Source organism: Streptomyces sp. SCPE 10, assembly GCF_051980735.1.
GTDB lineage: Bacteria > Actinomycetota > Actinomycetes > Streptomycetales > Streptomycetaceae > Streptomyces > Streptomyces misionensis.
The window spans coordinates 922,561-937,592 of record NZ_CP197069.1 but is presented as its reverse complement, the minus strand read 5'-3'; the positions used below and the strand labels follow the sequence as shown (position 1 = coordinate 937,592).

The 15,032-nt window shown below is 74.4% G+C and carries 14 protein-coding genes; 6 read left to right on the top strand and 8 right to left on the bottom strand.

Annotation, left to right across the window (positions count from 1 at the left end):
- Window positions 1–149: 149 nt before the first annotated feature.
- From ACSP97_RS04335 to ACSP97_RS04320, 4 genes are all read left to right on the top strand, one after another.
- Window positions 150–827 carry a FadR/GntR family transcriptional regulator gene (locus ACSP97_RS04335; RefSeq protein ID WP_355527328.1) on the top strand — a complete coding sequence of 226 codons (678 nt, stop codon included), beginning with the start codon at window positions 150–152 and terminating at the stop codon, window positions 825–827.
- Window positions 828–1,188: 361 nt separating this feature from the next.
- Window positions 1,189–2,187: an asparaginase gene (locus tag ACSP97_RS04330; protein WP_355527136.1), complete on the top strand. Its 999-nt coding sequence runs from the start codon at window positions 1,189–1,191 to the stop codon at window positions 2,185–2,187.
- Window positions 2,188–2,347: 160 nt separating this feature from the next.
- Window positions 2,348–3,754, top strand: coding sequence for an aspartate ammonia-lyase (gene aspA, locus ACSP97_RS04325; RefSeq protein ID WP_074991286.1), 1,407 nt, complete (start codon window positions 2,348–2,350; stop codon window positions 3,752–3,754).
- 63 nt (window positions 3,755–3,817) lie between these two features.
- Entirely contained in the window at window positions 3,818–4,756 is a 939-nt protein-coding gene (locus tag ACSP97_RS04320) for a glutaminase (RefSeq protein WP_355148977.1), read from the top strand.
- 524 nt (window positions 4,757–5,280) lie between these two features.
- On the opposite strand, the gene ACSP97_RS04315 is transcribed toward ACSP97_RS04320, so the two are convergent.
- Together ACSP97_RS04315 and rho are read right to left on the bottom strand one after the other, a co-directional pair.
- Entirely contained in the window at window positions 5,281–6,504 is a 1,224-nt protein-coding gene (locus ACSP97_RS04315) for a D-alanyl-D-alanine carboxypeptidase family protein (RefSeq protein ID WP_440556369.1), read from the bottom strand.
- Window positions 6,505–6,596: 92 nt separating this feature from the next.
- Window positions 6,597–7,745, bottom strand: a complete 1,149-nt coding sequence (gene rho / locus ACSP97_RS04310) for a transcription termination factor Rho (protein WP_440556368.1) — start codon at window positions 7,743–7,745, stop codon at window positions 6,597–6,599.
- A gap of 361 nt (window positions 7,746–8,106) precedes the next feature.
- Here rho and ACSP97_RS04305 point away from each other — a divergent pair, with 361 nt between their 5' ends.
- A complete protein-coding gene (locus ACSP97_RS04305) occupies window positions 8,107–8,871 on the top strand; it encodes a class I SAM-dependent methyltransferase (RefSeq protein WP_440556366.1) in 765 nt (254 codons plus the stop codon).
- Here the strand turns inward: ACSP97_RS04305 and ACSP97_RS04300 are convergent.
- The 5 genes from ACSP97_RS04300 to ACSP97_RS04280 all read right to left on the bottom strand — a co-directional run bounded on the left by ACSP97_RS04300 (window position 8,856) and on the right by ACSP97_RS04280 (window position 13,352).
- The gene (locus ACSP97_RS04300; RefSeq protein WP_358272717.1) at window positions 8,856–10,055 is read right to left on the bottom strand and encodes a serine hydrolase domain-containing protein; all 1,200 of its coding nucleotides are present in this window, start codon (window positions 10,053–10,055) and stop codon (window positions 8,856–8,858) included. The genes ACSP97_RS04305 and ACSP97_RS04300 overlap by 16 nt on opposite strands.
- 113 nt (window positions 10,056–10,168) lie before the next feature.
- On the bottom strand, window positions 10,169–11,137 hold the full coding sequence (locus ACSP97_RS04295; protein ID WP_355148966.1) for an acetylxylan esterase: 969 nt from the start codon (window positions 11,135–11,137) through the stop codon (window positions 10,169–10,171).
- An 87-nt stretch (window positions 11,138–11,224) separates the two neighbouring features.
- Entirely contained in the window at window positions 11,225–11,809 is a 585-nt protein-coding gene (locus tag ACSP97_RS04290) for an Rv1733c family protein (protein ID WP_364730592.1), read from the bottom strand.
- 180 nt (window positions 11,810–11,989) lie between these two features.
- Window positions 11,990–12,754 (bottom strand): ferredoxin reductase, encoded by a 765-nt coding sequence (locus tag ACSP97_RS04285; RefSeq protein ID WP_355326981.1) that lies wholly within the window; start codon window positions 12,752–12,754, stop codon window positions 11,990–11,992.
- On the bottom strand, window positions 12,747–13,352 hold the full coding sequence (locus ACSP97_RS04280) for a sulfite oxidase-like oxidoreductase (RefSeq protein WP_422128996.1): 606 nt from the start codon (window positions 13,350–13,352) through the stop codon (window positions 12,747–12,749). Before ACSP97_RS04280 ends, ACSP97_RS04285 begins: the two co-directional genes overlap by 8 nt.
- Window positions 13,353–13,585: 233 nt before the next feature.
- On the opposite strand from ACSP97_RS04280, the gene ACSP97_RS04275 reads away from it, so the two are divergent.
- Window positions 13,586–14,314 (top strand): GNAT family N-acetyltransferase, encoded by a 729-nt coding sequence (locus ACSP97_RS04275; protein ID WP_355527163.1) that lies wholly within the window; start codon window positions 13,586–13,588, stop codon window positions 14,312–14,314.
- Window positions 14,315–14,370: 56 nt separating this feature from the next.
- Here the strand turns inward: ACSP97_RS04275 and ACSP97_RS04270 are convergent, their stop codons facing one another.
- On the bottom strand, window positions 14,371–14,811 hold the full coding sequence (locus ACSP97_RS04270) for a MarR family winged helix-turn-helix transcriptional regulator (protein WP_440556361.1): 441 nt from the start codon (window positions 14,809–14,811) through the stop codon (window positions 14,371–14,373).
- Window positions 14,812–15,032: the final 221 nt, after the last annotated feature.

Here is a 15,032-nt window from a genome sequence, read left to right as displayed (position 1 = left end):
CACGGGGCGCGGACGCCCGCAGCCGGGCGCCGCGCCCCGTGCGCGTTCCCGGCCCGCCTTGACAGAGCGGCCGGGCAGGCCGGAGTATCGGCCTCGTGAACCTGTCAGACAGCCAGACAGGTGGTCGGGGTCCGCGGCGTGTGAGCGCCATGGAAGCGGTCCTCGGCCACCTCCGCGGCGCCATCGAACGCGGCGACTACGCCATCGGCGACAAGCTGCCCTCCGAGGCCGAGCTGGGACGCACCCTGGAGGTCTCCCGGCCGGTGCTGCGCGAGGCGCTGCGCGCGCTCCAGGTGATGGGCCTCACCGTCTCGCGCACCGGCAAGGGCACCTTCGTCGTCGCCAACGCGGTGGAGGACCCCACCTTCGGCGACTACGCGGCCAGCGATCTGCTGGAGGTGCGCCGGCACATCGAGATCCCGGTGGCCGGCTACGCGGCCCTGCGCCGCGCCCCGGACCACCTGGACCGGCTGGCCCACCTGCTGGACCGGATGGAACGGGAGACGGACACCACCGCCTGGGTCGCGATGGACACCCTCTTCCACCTCACCGTGGCCGAGGCCGCCCAGAACCCGGTCTTCCGCCGGGTCATCGAGGAGATCCGCGACGCCCTGGCGCGCCAGTCGGCCTTCCTCAACGAACTCGGCGGCCGCCGCGAGCAGTCCAACCGCGAACACCGCGCGATCGTCGAGGCCCTGGCCGACGGCTGCGAACCGGACGCGGTCGCGGCCATGAGCCACCACCTGGACCGTGTCGAGCGCACCCTCACCGAGATCGTCCGCACCCGGCCACCGGCCGCGGCCGTGAGCGGCGCGGTGGAGCCGTGAACGAGCGGTACTCCCGGCCGCCGTACACCGACGGCTGAATACCGAAGACCGGGTACGACTGACTGCCGGCTTCCGTCTGCCGGATGCGGTTCGCCGGATTCCGTAGATCGGGTCCTGTGTGCGGGCTTTTGTATACCGGCTTTTGTATACCGACCTCCGTATCCCGATTTCTGTACCCCGATTTCCGTAGGCCGATTTCCGTATGCCGACGACGGCGCCAGGAGCACCACCGTGCCCCGCCCGCCGACGGCCGGCATCGCGCCGACCGCGGCCGGTACCACCCCCGCACAGCGCACCTCCCCACCGGCGCCGCCGCGTGACCCGCGACCCGGCCGCCCCGACCCCCCCGATACAGGCAGTGATGTTCAGCACCTCCCTCGCCGACGCGCCCGTCGTCCGCGCGCCCCGCCACGCCCCCGTCGCCCAGCTCGTCCGCGGCGGCGTCATCGAGGGCGTCCACCACGGCTCCGTCGTCGTCCTCGGCGCCGACGGCACCGTCAAGCACCGGCTCGGCGACGCCGAGGCCGCGTTCTACCCCCGCTCGGCGGTCAAGCCCCTCCAGGCCGTCGCCATGCTGCGGGCCGGACTGCCGCTGGACGGCGAGCTGCTTTCCCTGGCCGCCGCCAGCCACTCCGGCGAGGAGCGCCACCTCGCCGGCACCCGGCGCATCCTCGAACTGGCCGGACTCGCCGAGGACGACCTGCGCAACGTTCCCGACCTGCCCTTCGACCCCACCGTCCGCGACAGCTGGGTCCGCGCGGGCCGGGCGCCCTCCCGGCTCGCCCAGAACTGCTCCGGCAAGCACGCGGCCATGCTGTGGACCGCGAAGCTCAACGGCTGGTCGCTGCCGGACTACCTGGACCCGGAGCACCCGTTGCAGCGGGCGATCCGCGAGACCGTCGAGGAGCTGACCGGGCAGCGGGTCGCGCGGGTCACCGTGGACGGCTGCGGCGCCCCCCTGTTCGCCATCTCCCTGACCGGCCTCGCCCGCGCCCTGTCCCGCGTCGTCACCGCCGCCCCCGGCACGCCCGAGGCCCGGGTCGCCGACGCGATGCGCGCCCACGCCGAGATGGCCTCCGGCGCCACCCGTGACGTCGCCGCGCTGATGCGGGCCGTGCCGGGGCTGCTCGCCAAGGACGGCTTCGAGGGCGTGCAGGTCGCCGCGCTGCCGGACGGACGGGCGGTGGCCGTGAAGATAGCGGACGGCGCGGACCGGGCGCGGGTGCCGGTCGCCGCGGCAGCGCTGGCGCTGGCCGGGGTGGACTCCGCGCTGCTGACCGGGTTCTCGGGAGCGCCGCTGCTGGGAGGCGGGGTGCCGGTGGGATCCGTGCGCGTCGTGGACGGCCTCGGCGCGGCCTGACCGGACCCGCCACCGAGCGCCGCCCGCGGCCGGCCGCGCCACACGGCGCCGGCCGCCCACCGGCCCCGCGCCCTCGCGCAGGGGCGCTCCCGGCCCCGCTGCCCCGCGCCCCCGCGCAAGGCGCCCTCACCTCCGTACCTCAGAAAGAGGCCCTTCTCCCATGACCGCCACCCGCCGCGAACACGATCTGCTCGGCGACCGGGACGTGCCCGCCGACGCCTACTGGGGTGTGCACACCCTGCGGGCGACCGAGAACTTCCCCATCACCGGGACGCCGATCTCGGCGTACCCGCACCTGATCGACGCCCTGGCCGCCGTCAAGGAGGCCGCCGCCCTCGCGAACGAGGAACTGGGGCTGCTGGAACCGGCGAAGGCCGCGGCGATCGTGGCCGCCTGCCGGGAGATCCGCCAGGGCGCCCTGCACGACCAGTTCGTGGTGGACGTCATCCAGGGCGGCGCCGGCACGTCGACCAACATGAACGCCAACGAGGTCGTCGCGAACCGGGCGCTGGAACTGCTCGGCCACGCCAAGGGCGAGTACATGTATGTACACCCCAACGAGGACGTCAACCTGAGCCAGTCAACCAATGACGTCTACCCGACCGCCGTCAAGATAGCGACGATCTTCGCGGTACGTGGACTGCTCAAGGCGATGGCCGTACTCCAGGACGCGTTCGCCGGCAAGTCCGTGGAGTTCCGTGACGTGCTCAAGATGGGCCGTACACAGTTGCAGGACGCGGTGCCCATGACGCTCGGTCAGGAGTTCTCCGCGTTCGCCGTCATGATCGAGGAGGACCGCAGCCGTCTCGCCGAGGCCGTCGAGCTGATCCACGAGATCAACCTGGGCGCCACCGCCATCGGTACCGGGATCAACGCGCCGTCCGGGTACGCCGAGGCCGCCCGCCGTCACCTGTCCGCGATCACCGGGCTGCCGCTGGTCACCGCCGCCAACCTGGTCGAGGCCACCCAGGACTGCGGGGCCTTCGTCCAGATGTCCGGCGTGCTCAAGCGGATCGCGGTCAAGCTCTCCAAGAGCTGCAACGACCTGCGGCTGCTGTCCTCCGGCCCGCGCGCCGGGCTCGGCGAGATCAACCTGCCGCCGGTGCAGGCCGGTTCGTCGATCATGCCGGGCAAGGTCAACCCGGTCATCCCCGAGGTGGTCAACCAGGTCGCTTTCGAGGTGATCGGCAACGACGTCGCCATCACCATGGCCGCGGAGGCCGGGCAGCTCCAGCTCAACGCCTTCGAGCCGATCATCCTGCACTCCCTGTCGGAGTCCGTCACGCATCTGCGGCGGGCCTGCCTGACGCTGGCCGAGCGCTGCGTGAACGGCATCACCGCGAACACCGAGCGGCTGCGCGCGAGCGTGGAGAACTCCATCGGACTGGTCACCGCGCTCAACCCGCACATCGGCTACACGGCCGCCACCGAGATCGCCAAGGAGGCCCTTGCCACCGGCCGCGGGGTGGCCGAACTGGTCCTGGAGAAGGGCCTGTTGCCGGCCGGGACGCTGGCCGGGCTGCTGCGCCCCGAGATCGTCGCGGGCAGCGGGGCACCGGCCGCCTGACCTGCGGTGACGTCCGGTCTCGGGGCATGGGCGAGTGGGCTCCGGGAGCGGCGGGGAGGCACAATGGTGATCATGACAACGACGTCGTCCCGTACCTTCTTGCCGGTCCTGGAGCGCATAGCCGAGGAGCTGGAGCACACCCCGGGCCGGGGCCGCGCCGCCGACTACATACCGGCGCTCGCCGCCCGCGACCCCCGCAGCTTCGGCATGGCCGTCGCCGAGCTGGACGGCACGGTGTACGGGGTGGGGGAGTGGCGGCAGCCGTTCTCCGCCCAGTCCATCACCAAGGTGTTCACCCTCGCCCTGGACCTGGCCCGCGAGGGCGACGAACTCTGGGAGCACGTCGGCCGGGAGCCCTCCGGCAACCCGTTCAACTCCCTGGTCCAGCTGGAGTACGAGAACGGCATCCCGCGCAACCCCTTCATCAACGCGGGCGCCCTCGTCGTCACCGACCGCCTCCAGACCCGCACCGGCGACGCGGCAGGCGAACTGCTGGCCTTTCTGCGGGCGGAGAGCGGCAACCCGGGACTGGACTTCGACCGGGAGGTCGCCGCCTCCGAGACCGCGCACGGCGACCGCAACGCCGCCCTCGCCCACTTCATGGCGTCCTACGGCAACGTCGACAACGAGGTGCCGGTCCTGCTCGACCAGTACTTCCGGCAGTGCTCCATCGCCGCCTCCTGCGCCGACCTCGCGCTCGCCACCGGCTTCCTCGCCCGGCACGGCATCCGCGCCGACGGCAGCAGGCTGCTCACCAAGAGCCAGGCCAAGCAGGTCAACGCGGTCATGCTGACCTGCGGCACCTATGACGCGGCCGGTGACTTCGCCTACCGGGTCGGGCTGCCCGGCAAGAGCGGGGTCGGCGGCGGGATCATCGCCGTCGTACCGGGCCGGTGCACGCTGTGCGTGTGGAGCCCGGGCCTGGACGAGCGCGGCAACTCGGTGGCGGGCGTGGCCGCCCTCGACCGGTTCACGACGCTGACCGGACTGTCGGTGTTCTGACCAATCCGACTCCGCGCCCCTTGGAGGCCCCGCCCCCAGGACCCGTCGGGCGGCCGGGCAAGTGGCCCCCCCGCCTCCCGGTTCTTACTGGACCGAGGCGCTGTGGGACACCGGCCGGGTGGGCCGTCTGGACTACGTCTCCAACCGGTCGCTCCAGGGCGTGCCGGCCCGGCTCGGCGAGACGGGCCGCCCGCTGTGGGCGACGGCGGTGCTGCCGACCCCGTGCGTCCGGGCGTGGCGGATCCGCCGGGCGGCGCCCGCGACCGGACGGCGGCCTTCGCCCTCTCCGGGGTGGCCGCCTGCCTGGTCAGCCCGATCACCCGGGTGCACCACCTGGTGTGGCCGCTGCCCTCCCGCCGTGCTGCTGCGCGCCGGGCGCCGGTGCCTCGCGGGCGTGCTGTACGCGGTGCTGTGCGGCAGCGTGGTGTGGCTGTGGGCCGACGACGCCCAGGGCCGGACGGCTTCCTCGGGCGCAACCTTCCCACCTGGGTCACCCCGGGGCGGCTGCTCGGCCTGCCGGTCGGTCAGCCGCGCGCGGCCCTGTCCCTGTCCCTGCCCCTGCCCCTGGCCCGCAGCGCCAGCGCCACCGCTCCCGCGCCGAGCCCGGCCAGCCCCACCCCGACGGCCGTGCCGGACCAGCCCGAGTCGTCGCCCGCCGCCGTGTTCACGGCGGCCGCCACCGGTGCCGCGGAGGCGGCCGGCCTGGATTTCGGCCGCAGCCCGTCCAGCGAACCGACCGGGTCCACCAGCCCGTTCGCGGCGAAACCCCAGTCGAGCAGCGCGCGGGCCTCCTCGTACACCGCGAAGCCGCCGCCGCTCTGCGGGTTCATCACCGTCACCACGAGGGTGTGTCCGCCCCGGCGGGCGGCGGCCACGAGGGTGTTGCCCGCGTTGCTGGTGTAGCCGTTCTTGATGCCGATCAGGCCCGGGTAGGGCGCGACGCCGTCCGCGCCGGTCAGCAGCCGGTTGGTGTTCTCGATGGCGTACGGCGAACCGTCACCCGGGAACTCCGCCTGGGCGGTGGAGCAGTACGTGGCGAAGTCGGGGTTGCGCAGGCCCTCCCGGCCGAAGACGGCGAGGTCGTAGGCGGAGGAGACCTGGCCGGGGGTGTCGTAGCCGTCCGGCGACAGCACATGGGTGTCCAGCGCGCCCATGGCGCGGGCGTTGGCCTGCATCCGGTGGGCGGTGGTCTCCCAGCCCCCGTCCAGGGAGGCGAGGACGTGCACGGCGTCGTTGCCGGAGCTGAGGAAGACCCCGCGCCACAGGTCCGCCACCCGGTAGCTGTGTCCCTCCTCGACCCCGACCAGGCTGCTGCCCTCGGCCACGTCGGCCAGTTCCCGGTAGCTCACCGTGTGCTGCATTCCGCTGGGCAGTTTCGGCAGCGCGGTGAGGGCGAACAGGGTCTTCAGGGTGCTGGCGGGCGGCAGCGGGCGGTGCGCCTCGCTCGCCGCCAGCACCTGGCCGCTGCCGGCGTCGGCGACCAGCCAGGACAGCGCCGACAGGTCCGGCACCTCGGGGGCTCCCCGGCGCGGGCGGACCTGGACGCCGGAGCGGTAGAGCAGGGACGGGGCGGGGACGGCGGCCCGGGGGGCGGGGGGCGCGGGCTCCCCGCCGCGGGGCCAGGCGGCGCTGTGGGGCCGGCCGGCGAGCGGCGCGGCGGCGGCCGTGGCGGGAGTGAACGCCAGCACGCCCGCCACGCACAGGGAGCAGGCCGGCGCGACCGCCCGGTATCTGAAGCTGGTGATCATATGATCAACGTACGAACGGGAGGGGCGTGCGCGCGCCGGCCGCGCCGTCCGGCCCAGCGGAGCAACCCGGATGACGCACCCGCGGGGCGCGGTCAGCCGGTGGGCAGGGTTGGCCGCACCTGCCGCAGGAAGGCCGCGTTGTCCGGGGTGGCGCGCAGTCGCGCCAGCAGGGTCTCCAGGGCCGCCGGCCCGCCCTCGCGGGAGCGCAGGGCCCGGCGCAGTCCGTGTGTGGCGCTCAACTCGGCGGGAGTGAGCAGCAGTTCCTCCCGGCGGGTGCCGGAGCCGTCGAGGTCCACGGCGGGGAAGACCCGCCGGCCGGCCAGTTCCCGGTCCAGCCGCAGCTCCATGTTGCCCGTGCTCTTCAGCTCCTCGAAGAAGTAGCCGTCGGCACGCGAGCCGGTGTCCACCAGGGCGGTGGCCAGGATGGTGAGCGAGCCGCCCTCCTCGGCCTCGCGGGCGGCGCCGAAGAACCGCTTGGGGCCGATCAGCGCGCCCGCGTCGACACCGCCGCTGAGGGTGCGGCCGCCGGCGCCGGAGGCGTTGTTGTGCGCCCGGCACAGCCGGGTCAGCGAGTCCAGCAGGACGACGACGTCCTCGCCCGCCTCGACCAGCCGCTTGGCCCGCTCGACGACGAGTTCGGCGAGGGCGATGTGCTCCTTGGCCGTGCGGTCGAAGGTGGAGGCGTACACCTCGCCGTGCACCGTGCGGCGCATCTCGGTGACCTCCTCGGGGCGCTCGTCCAGCAGCAGCACCATCAGCCGGCACTCGGGGTGGTTGCCGGCCACCGCGGCGGCCAGCTGCCTCAGCAGCACCGTCTTGCCGCTCTTGGGCGGGGCCACGAGGAGTCCGCGCTGGCCCTTGCCGACCGGCGTGAACAGATCGGCGATCCGGCCGGCGAGCCCGGCGTCCGGGTGCTCCAGCCGCAGGCGCCGGCGCGGGTGCAGCGGGGTGAGATCGCGGAAGTGCCGGCGCGAGGCGTTCCTCGTGGCCGCGCGCCCCTCGACCCGGGCGATGTCGCTCAGCGCGCGCCGGTCGCCGAGGACGCCCTCGACGAGGTCGCCCTTGCGCAGCCCGTACCGGCGGACCAGCGTGGCCGGCACCTGCGGGTCGGCGGGGGAGGGGAGGAGGGCGGCGGACCTCAGGTGCCCCTTCCCCTGTGCGTCGATGTCGAGCACGCCGGAGACGAGCCGGACGGTCGGGGCGTGGAGGTCCGCCGGGGGGTGTTCGAGTGTGGTGGTCATGGAGTGGGTCCTTTCGCGGACGAAGCGGGGAAGAGCGCGGGGGAGGGGGGAGCGGCCGCGAGCGGAGGCGGTTGCGACGGCCTTCGGCGGCGGAGACGACACCTCGGACAGCGCACGGAACACGCGCGTCGGAAGGTGGTGCTCGAAAGAAGCCCGGGCCGTTCGGAAGGAATCGGCCGAGGGGCTGGGAGAGAAGACGGCGACATCGGTGCCGATACGAGGGGCACGCACATGCGCTGTTTGCATTGTACCCATGCCGCCGCTCAGGTCAAGAGAGTCTCGCGGACGTCATCGCGGATTCGCCCGGTGTGGGCGCGGCCCCCGTGGTCCGGGGGCGGCGGGTTGCGGCAGGCTGAGGGGCATGTTCGGACCCGAAGGCCCCACGCTGCGCGAACTCGCCGTCCAGGCGCTGTCCTCCGTCGAGCACGGCTACGACCTGCTCGCCCCGAAGTTCGACCGCACCCCCTTCCGCACCCCCGACAGCGTGCTCGACGCCACGGCGAAGGCCCTCGTCCCGCTGGGCCCGTTCGCCGACGGCCTCGACCTGTGCTGCGGCACCGGCGCGGGCACGGCGGCGCTGACCGGAGTGTGCCGACGCACCGTCACCGGCGTGGACTTCAGCGCCGGGATGCTCGACGTCGCCCGGCGCGCGGCCGCCGACCGGGCGGCCGAGGGGCCCCGGGTCGCCTGGGTGCGCGGCGACGCCCGCGCCCTGCCGTTCACCGCCGCCTTCGATCTCGTCGTCAGCTTCGGGGCGTTCGGCCACTTCCTCCCCGGTGAGCTGCCCGGACTGTTCGCGCAGGTCCACTCGGTGCTGCGGCCCGGCGGCAGCTTCGCCTTCCCGGTGCTCGCCCCGCCCCGCCCGACCCGCCCCGCGTTCTGGACGCTGCTCGGCTTCGACGCGGTCATGCGGGTGCGCAACGCCCTGTGGCGGCCGCCGTTCGTCATGTACTACCGGGCCTTCCGGCTCGGCCGGGTGACGACCGAGCTGACCCGTGCCGGATTCTCCGTCGAGCTGCGCGCCCTGCCCGAGTTCGGGTGGCGCCCGGACGGCGCCCCACGGGCGCGGCTGGTGGTGGCCCGCAGGGGCGGCGGGGCGACGCAGGAGGGTCACAGGGCGCGGTAGACCGCCTCGACCAGCGCCCGCTTGCGGGGGTCGTCGGCGATGCGCGACCCCATGCGGTTCATGACGTAGCCCACCGACACCCCCGCCTCCGGGTCCGCGAGCCCGAAGGAGCCGCCGAACCCGTCGTGCCCGAAGGCCCGCGGATTGGGCCCGTAGGCGCCCTGGGGACCGCTGAGCCACAGGCCGAGACCGATCTCGGACTCGCTGCCGAGCCCCGCCCCCAGCACCAGATCGACGCAGCGGCCCTGTCCCTCGCGGGCCCGCTCCACCGCCTCCGGCGTGAGCAGCCGCCGCCCGCCGAAGAGACCGCGGCCGGCGAAGACGCCGTACAGTTGCGCGACCGCCCGCGCGGTGCCGTGCCCGTTCGCCGCCGGGACCTCCGCCGCCCGCCATTCGGGCGTGTTCGCCTGCGCGGCCCCGAGCGGGGGGTTGGCCATCGCGGCGATCAGCAGCGGGGTCACCTCCCGCAGGGACGCCCCCTGTTCACCGATCGCCCCGGCCGGCGCGTGCACCAGCTCGGCCGCCCGCCCGTGGTCCCGCGCCGGCAGGCCCACGCTGAAGTCGATGCCGAGCGGCCCGGTCACCTCCCGCTCCAGGAAGGCCCCCGGCTTCAGCCCGGAGACCCGCCGGACGACCTCGCCGACCAGGAAGCCGTACGTCACCGCGTGGTACCCGGACCGGGTGCCCGGCTCCCACCAGGGCTCCGTGGCCGCGAGCCGCGCGGTGGTCAACCCCCAGTCGTACAGGTCCTCCAGCGAGTGCGGCTCGCGCAGTCCGCACACTCCCGAGCGGTGCGACAGCAGATGCCGGACGAGCACCTTCTCCTTGCCGGCCGCCGCGAACTCGGGCCAGTAGCGGGCCACCGGCGCGTCCAGGTCGAGCAGCCCGCGGTCGGCGAGCAGATGCGCGCAGAGCGCCACCGGGCCCTTGGTGGTCGACCACACGTTCACCAGCGTGTCCCGTTCCCAGGGCCGGGTGCGGGCCGGGTCCGCCCAGCCGCCCCACAGGTCCACCACCGTCCTCCCGGCCACGGTGACCGCCACCGCCGCGCCCAGTTCGCCCCGTTCGCGGAAGTTCTCCTCGAACGCCTCCCGCACGGCCGTGAACCGCGGATCGCAGTGGCCGTCCACCCGTGTCGCCTCCGCTGCCGGCGGGGTCTGCTGGGCGTCGTGCGTGGCTGACATGGGCCCTCCGTGGTCGTGGGAACCGCCCGGGCCCCGCGGCGTCCGGGCCGGGCTTCTCAGAACCTAGCGACCGGGCGGGCCCGGAGGAAGAGGCCGTGCCCGGCACGCGGCCGTCACAGGCGGGAGCGCAGCCAGCGCAACTTCGCCGCCTCCTGGTAAGGGCCGCCGCCCTCGTGGTCGTTGAACTCGTACACCTCGATCGCCTTGTCCTCGTGCGCCCAGGCGTTGAACGCCGCGAACACGGTCGACGGCGGACAGGTCTCGTCCTCCAGGGCCGTCGAGAACAGGGCCGGCATCCGGCCGCGGGCCGCGAAGTGCACGCCGTCGAAGTAGGACAGGGTGCGCAGCACCTCGGCCGTGCGGCCCCGGTGCGTCTTGAGGAACAGACCCACCTCCCGGTACGGGTGACGGTCCGTCAGGGTCACCGCGCGCGGGAAGTCGCACAGGAACGGCACGTCCGGCGCCACCGCGACCAGGTCCGGGACCAGGGCGCCGACGGCGAGGGTGATGCCGCCGCCCTGGCTCTCGCCGAGCGCCACCGTGCGCGCCGCGTCGGTCAGCGGATGCGCGCGGGCCGCCTCCACGGCCCGTACGGCGTCCGTGAACACCCGCCGGTAGTAGTGGTTCTCGGGCGCGTCGATGCCCCGGGTCAGAAAGCCGGGGTGGGCGGGACCGGAGCCCACCGGGTCGGCGGTGCCGCCCCCGCCGCCCCAGTTGCTGCCCTGCCCCCGGGTGTCCATCACGAAGTGCGCCCGGCCCGTCGACGCCCACAGCAGATCCTGGTGCGGCAGCCCGCGTCCGCCGCCGTACCCGATGAACTCCACGATGAGCGGCAGGGGTTCGTCGGCGCCGGCGGGCAGCCGCAGCCAGCCCTTGACGGGGTGCCCGCCGAACCCGGCGAACGTCACGTCGTACACCTCCACGGTGGTGAGCCCCGCGTCCACCGGCTCGAAGCGGACGTCCAGTTCGTGTGCGCGCGCCTCCTTCAGGGTGTGCTCCCAGAAGGCGTCGAAGTCCTCGGGTTCGGTGGACCGGCCGCGGTAGGCGCGGAGTTCCGGCAGCGGGAGGTCGAACAGGGCCATGGCAACCGCCTTGATCAGGGCAGACAGTGAGGAGCTCACCGTACGAGGGCGGTCACCCGGCGGGCCAGTGGTGGGGGCGCGGTCCGCTCACGTTCTCGGCTGGGTCCACCTCGGGCCCGTCCGGGCCCACTCCCGTTCCCACTCGGCGAGCCGGTGGCGCAGCGCGATCCGCCGGGACACCGCGTGGCCGAGGAACACCACGCCGCCGACGCAGGCCGCCACGCCCACCCCGACGGCCACCGCGTGCTGGAGGACCGCCGTACCGGCCGGCGGCGCGCCGACGCCGTGACCCCGGGAGTCCACCCACACCTCGACCGGGTCACCCGGCCGGGTCCCGGCCGGCACCCGCGTCCAGGTGGTCCGGACGCCCTTGCCGGGCTCGGTCCAGCGGACCTCGGCGCGGTAGGGGTGCCCGTGGCCGGTGGGCACGGAGGGCGGCGACGCGGCCGGATCGCCGGTCACGGTGGCCCGCACCTGATGGCGCGCGGCACGTTGCGCCGCCGCGTCCGCCGCGCCCCGGTCGTGCGCGTACAGGCCCGCGGCCGCCCCGGCCAGCGGTGCCACCACGCACAGCAGCACGGCGACCGCCAGCACCGTCCACGCCTCCACGACATCGCAGCGGCGCCGCAGCGTGTTGCGCCGCCAGCGCCAGCCGCGTACCCGGGTCCGCATGTCCGCCTCCTCACCGAAGCCGACCGCTCACGCCCCGCGCCGCACGCGCCGAGGCGTCCACACCCGTCTCGTACCCCGTACGACGCACCCGGCCCACCCGTGGAACCGCGAGTTCAGGCCCACTTGGGACAGGGTTCGAGCCAAGTACCCCGCGTGGACGCCGTGAACGGGCGCCGGGGATCAGCCGAAGCGCTCGATGCGGATGCGGTCCACCGGCTGGCCGGCCCGCACCAGCAGCCGGGAGGCGTGCTCGGCGAACCCGTTGGAGCCGCACACGTACGCCTCCCACCCGCCGGGCGGCCGCTCGGCCATCAGCGGCGCCAGGTGCGCGGCCGTCACCCGGCCCACCGGCACCCCCGCGGGGGCGCTGCGGGTGAACACCGGCGTCGTCTCCGCGCCCAGCTCCCGCGCGTAGATCAGCTCCTCGGGGCTGCGCGCGGACACCAGCATCCGCAGCGGCACGTCGAGGCCGCGCGCCCGGTGGTGGCGGATCATCGACATCAGCGGTACGACCCCGGAACCCGCGCCGAGCAGCAGCGCGGGCCGGTCCCCCGGCCAGGCGAAGAAGCCGCTGAGCGGACCGCGCACCTCGAACGTGTCACCGGGCCGGGCCACGGTGTGGAACCAGCCGGAGACCTCGCCGTCCGGCACCCGGTCCAGGGTCAGCTCGATGTGCCCGGAATCGTCCGGCGCGGAGGCGATCGAGTAGTGGCGCTGCGCCGTGTAGCCGTCCGGGGCGGTCAGCCGCAGCATCAGGTGCTGGCCGGGCAGGTGCCCCGCCCAGCGCGGCACCGCAAGCCGGAACGTGGCCGCGTACGGCGTCTCCCGGCGGACCTGGGTCAGCGTGGCCGTCTGCCACACCGTCTCGGCCTGCTCGCTCACCGCGATCCGGCCGGGCACCGCGAACCGCGACGCGCCGCCGGGCATCGTCGTCGTCTCAGTCACCGGAGTACCGCTGCTCCTCCCAGGGGTTGCCGCGCGGATGGTAGCCGTTGCCCTCCCAGAAGCCCGGCTCGTCGTGGTCGAGGAGTGTGATGCCCGCGATCCACTTGGCGCTCTTCCAGAAGTAGAGGTGCGGCACCACCAGACGCGCCGGGCCGCCGTGCTCGGCCGGCAGCGGCTTGCCGTCGTACTCCCACACGATCCAGGCCCGGCCGCCGGTCAGATCGGCGAGCGGCAGGTTCGCGGTGTAGCCGGTGTGGGAGCGGGCGAGCGCGTGGGTGGCGCGGGCGTCGGGCCGTGCCACGTCGAGGAAGGCGTCCAGGGACACCCCGCCGAAGCGCACACCGAACTTCGACCACCCGGTCACACAGTGGATGTCGCCCTCGTACGCCGACGCGGGAAGCGCGTGCGCCGCCTCCCAGTCCCAGGTGTACGGCCGCCCGACCAGTCCGTCGATGCGGAAGGTCCAGTCGGCGGGTGCGAGGTCCGGGGTGACCTCGGCGGACAGGACGGGCCAGTCGTCGCGCGCGTCGTACTGTCCGGGCGGCAGTCCCGGGTTGTGCTCGCGCGCGCGGCCCGTGAAGCCTCGCGTGACGTTCATGCTTCAACCGTACGCTGTCGGGGCGGGTGCCCCGTCCCAGGTCACGGGCGCGGTGCTCGCGTGCGGGCCCGATCGTTGCGGCCGTATGAACTCTGACCGGAGGCGGGAATACCGGTGCGGGCCCGCTCCTTGGCGACCAGTGCCGGGCGTGGTGCGCCGGTGCCAGGGCGAGCGAAGCGAGGGATGAGGATGAGCGAGGCGTACGGTTCCAGCACGGGGAACGAGGTGGCCGCGTGAGCCGGACCGGTGCCCCGCACCCACTCGACAATCCCGCCCTCGCCTCCCTCACCGGCCCGCACGCCCGCTTCGCCGAGCGGCGCGGCCGGGTGCTGCGCTACCCGCTCGACGTCTCCCCGTGGCTGGCGCTGCCCGACGAGCCGGACGCCCGGGACTGGGCGGACCTCGCGGCGCTGGCCGGGCCCGGCGCCGAGGTCCCGCTGTCCGGTTACTGCGGCGACGTGCCCGAGGACTGGGAGATCACCTTCCACGTGGGCGGGGTGCAGCTCGTGGACGACGGGGTGGCCGCCGCGCCCGACCCGGAGGCGGTCCGCCTCGGCCCGGCCGACGTGCCCGAGATGCTGGACCTGGTGGCACGCACCCAGCCCGGGCCGTTCCTGCCGCGCACCGTGGAGCTCGGCACCTACCTGGGCATCCGCCGCGAGGGCGCGCTGGTCGCCATGGCGGGGGAGCGGCTGCACCCGCCTGGCTGGACCGAGATCAGCGCGGTCTGCACCGACGCCGCCGTCCGCGGCCAGGGCCTGGCCACCCGGCTGATCCACGCGGTCGCGCACGGCATCCGGGAACGCGGCGAGACCCCGTTCCTGCACACCAGCGCCAAGAACACCAACGCCATCCGGCTCTACGAGTCCCTCGGCTTCCGGCTGCGCCGGCACACCGCGTTCCTGTCGGCGCGGGTTCCCGAGCGGCTGGGGGAGGAGCGGGCGGCGGTGCCGGTGGGGTGAGCCGGGGCTCGGCGGGTGCCGTGGGGCCGAGCCGGTGCTTGTGACCGGGCCGGGTCTCAGCGGTCCGTGGTGTCGTCCGGTGCCGCGTTGTAGCGCTCCAGATAGGCCGCGAACCGCACCAGGTCCTCCTCCGGGAAGCCCTCCAGCCGCTCCCGGACGGCGGCCCGTCGGCGGAGGGTGACCTGGCCGAGGATCTCCTGTCCGGCCTCCGTCAGCTGGAGCACCTGGACCCGGTGGTCCTCCGGGTCCAGCCGGCGCTCGATCAGCCCGGCCCGCTCCAGCGCGGCCACCTGGCGGCTCACCGTGGACTTGTCCAGGGCGTAGTGCGCCGCGAGGTCGGTGGCCCGGCAGCCGCCGCTCTCCTCCAGATGCCCCAGCAGGGTGTAGGAGACCAGGGACAGCTCGGGGTGCATCCGCCCGGCCGAGGCGCGGGCCCGGCGGGCGAAGACCGTCATCTCGCGCTGGATCGTCTCCACAGCGGCCTCTGCCCTGCTCACGGGCCTCTCCCTCCTCCGGACTTCCCGTTGCAGAGTACAACTCGGGTCCGCGGGCCGAGTCCGGCGGTGGGGCCCTGGGGTATGGTGACCGTCCGGTCGCGGAGGTCCGCGGCCCCGAGAGCGAGGAGGTGAGACCCATATCCGCTGTGTCAGCCGGGGTGCTCTCTCCTCGTGACGGCGCGGTACGCCGGAGTCGGTGACCGCGGGGAGCGCCCTGTGGT

Bases quoted from the DNA above. Each gene is read 5' to 3' on its own strand.
- ACSP97_RS04330 (WP_355527136.1), top strand. From the start codon at position 1,189: ATGTTCAGCACCTCCCTCGCCGACGCGCCCGTCGTCCGCGCGCCCCGC.
- ACSP97_RS04300 (WP_358272717.1), bottom strand. From the start codon at position 10,055: ATGTCAGCCACGCACGACGCCCAGCAGACCCCGCCGGCAGCGGAGGCG.
- ACSP97_RS04315 (WP_440556369.1), bottom strand. From the start codon at position 6,504: ATGATCACCAGCTTCAGATACCGGGCGGTCGCGCCGGCCTGCTCCCTG.
- ACSP97_RS04280 (WP_422128996.1), bottom strand. From the start codon at position 13,352: ATGAACGTCACGCGAGGCTTCACGGGCCGCGCGCGCGAGCACAACCCG.
- ACSP97_RS04335 (WP_355527328.1), top strand. From the start codon at position 150: ATGGAAGCGGTCCTCGGCCACCTCCGCGGCGCCATCGAACGCGGCGAC.
- ACSP97_RS04290 (WP_364730592.1), bottom strand. From the start codon at position 11,809: ATGCGGACCCGGGTACGCGGCTGGCGCTGGCGGCGCAACACGCTGCGG.
- aspA (WP_074991286.1), top strand. From the start codon at position 2,348: ATGACCGCCACCCGCCGCGAACACGATCTGCTCGGCGACCGGGACGTG.
- rho (WP_440556368.1), bottom strand. From the start codon at position 7,745: ATGACCACCACACTCGAACACCCCCCGGCGGACCTCCACGCCCCGACC.
- ACSP97_RS04305 (WP_440556366.1), top strand. From the start codon at position 8,107: ATGTTCGGACCCGAAGGCCCCACGCTGCGCGAACTCGCCGTCCAGGCG.
- ACSP97_RS04320 (WP_355148977.1), top strand. From the start codon at position 3,818: ATGGTGATCATGACAACGACGTCGTCCCGTACCTTCTTGCCGGTCCTG.
- ACSP97_RS04295 (WP_355148966.1), bottom strand. From the start codon at position 11,137: ATGGCCCTGTTCGACCTCCCGCTGCCGGAACTCCGCGCCTACCGCGGC.